This window comes from Actinosynnema sp. (genome assembly GCF_052038725.1).
The window spans coordinates 1-1,832 of the sequence record NZ_JBQGCX010001096.1; the positions used below are offsets into that span (position 1 = coordinate 1).

Below are 1,832 nucleotides of genomic sequence, written 5' to 3' on the forward strand. Positions count from 1 at the left end.
CGGTGGCGCGGTCACGGCGGGATGCTATCAGGTGTGAAATCGTAGCTGTTCCAAAACACTAACCGTTAGGGCTAGTGTCGGGGGCATGAAGAAGATCAGTTACAGCGAGCACGGCGGTCCGGACGTGCTGCGCCTGGTGGACGCCGACGAGCCGAGCGCCGGGCCGGGGCAGGTGCGGATCGCGGTGCGCGCGGCGGGGGTGAACCCGTTCGACTGGCGGGTGCGCGAGGGGCAGTTCCCGGTGCCGCTGCCCGCCGGGACCGGGCGGGACGCGGCCGGGGTGGTGGACCGGGTCGGCGCGGGGGTCGACGGGGTCGCGGTCGGCGACCGGGTGTTCGGCGAGGGGATCGAGACCTGCGCGGAGTTCGCGGTGCTGACGGCGTGGGCCCACCTCCCCGAGGGGCTCTCGTTCGAGGAGGCGGCCGGGTACCCGTCGGTGGTGGAGACGGCGCTGCGGGTGCTGCGTGAGGTCGGGGTGCGGGAGGGGCAGTCGCTGCTGGTCAGCGGCGCGTCCGGGGGTGTCGGGTCGGCAGTGCTCCAGATCGCGCGCGACGGGGGGGGGGGGGTGGGCGGGCCCGCGAGCGCGGCTAACCCGGACTACGTGCGCGACGTGGGCGCGACCGCGACGACCTACGGGCCGGGGTGGGTCGAGCGGGTGCGGGCGCTGGGCCCGGTGGACGCGGCGCTCGACCTGGCCGGGGCGGGGGTGCTCCCCGACCTGGTCGCGCTGACCGGCGACCCGCGGAAGGTGATCACCATCGCCGACCAGGCGGCCGCCGAGCACGGCGTCCGGTTCTCCGGCGCGGCGCACGACGTGCCCGCCGCGCTGGCCGAGGCGGTCGACCTGATCACGAGGGGCGCCCTGCGCATCCCGGTCGAACGCGCCTACCCGCTCGCCGAGACGGCGCGGGCCCACGCCGACAGCCAGGCCGGGCACGCGCGGGGGCGACGGGTGATCGTGATCTGAGCGGGGCCGCCGACGACCGGGCTGAGCGGGGGCGAGGGGGCGGGTGATCCTGACCCGAACCCGCACGCCGACGACCGGGCAGGAAGCGCGCGATCCGCGGGCAATCCTGAACCGCGCCCGGCCACCAGCAACCGAGCCGGACGCGCGCGATCTGCGGGCGATCTTGAGCCGGGCCCGGTCGCCGACGACAGGCTGGACACGCGCGGGCGACGGGCAATCCTGAAGCCAGCCCCGCCGCCGACAACCGAGCCGGACGCACGCGGGCGACAGGCAATTCTGAACCCGGCCCACGCACCGACAACCAAGCCGGACGCGCGAGCGGCAGGCAATCCTGAAGCCAGCCCCGCCGCCGACAACCAAGCCGAACACACGCGGGCGACGGGCAATCCTGAACCGGGACTACGCGCCGACAACCAAGCAAGACGAGCGCGGGCGGCAGGCGATCCTGAACCGCGCCGCTCGCCGACAACCAAGCCGAACGCGCGCGGTCTGCGGGTGTCGCGGTTCGGGCCGGGAGCGCGCACCGGCGGCCGGCCCGAACGCGCGGCGGGTGGGCGGCCTCGGTTCACCGGTGCCGGGGCACCCGGCGGTGCAGCGGGCGCGCCTGCGCGGGCACGAGCGCGTGGGCGGGCGGGGCGGGGTCGCGGTCTCGGCGTTGCCGGGTGGGCCGGTCGGGTGGCTCGGGGCGGAGCGCCGCGCCCGTCATGCCCGCCGCGCCCGCCGCGCTCGTGGAGAACGAGCGCGATCCGTCGACGTCACCGGGCCGCTCGCGCCGGGGTCGGGGTCGTTCAGGTCGTGAACGCGGGGCGCCCTCGCGCCGCTGCCCGGTGAGCCGGGCGGGCGCGCCCCGCCCCGGCGGGCGCCG

The 1,832-nt window shown here is 76.8% G+C and carries 1 protein-coding gene and 1 pseudogene; one reads left to right on the forward strand and one right to left on the reverse strand.

The features are described from left to right. Positions 1 to 85 precede the first annotated feature (85 nt). Entirely contained in the window at positions 86 to 967 is an 882-nt protein-coding gene (locus ACTUAL_RS23185; protein WP_440901717.1) for an NADP-dependent oxidoreductase, read from the forward strand. A gap of 565 nt (positions 968 to 1,532) precedes the next feature. On the opposite strand, the pseudogene ACTUAL_RS23190 reads toward ACTUAL_RS23185, so the two are convergent. After that, a pseudogene (locus tag ACTUAL_RS23190) lies at positions 1,533 to 1,832 on the reverse strand (hypothetical protein); the annotation flags it as partial.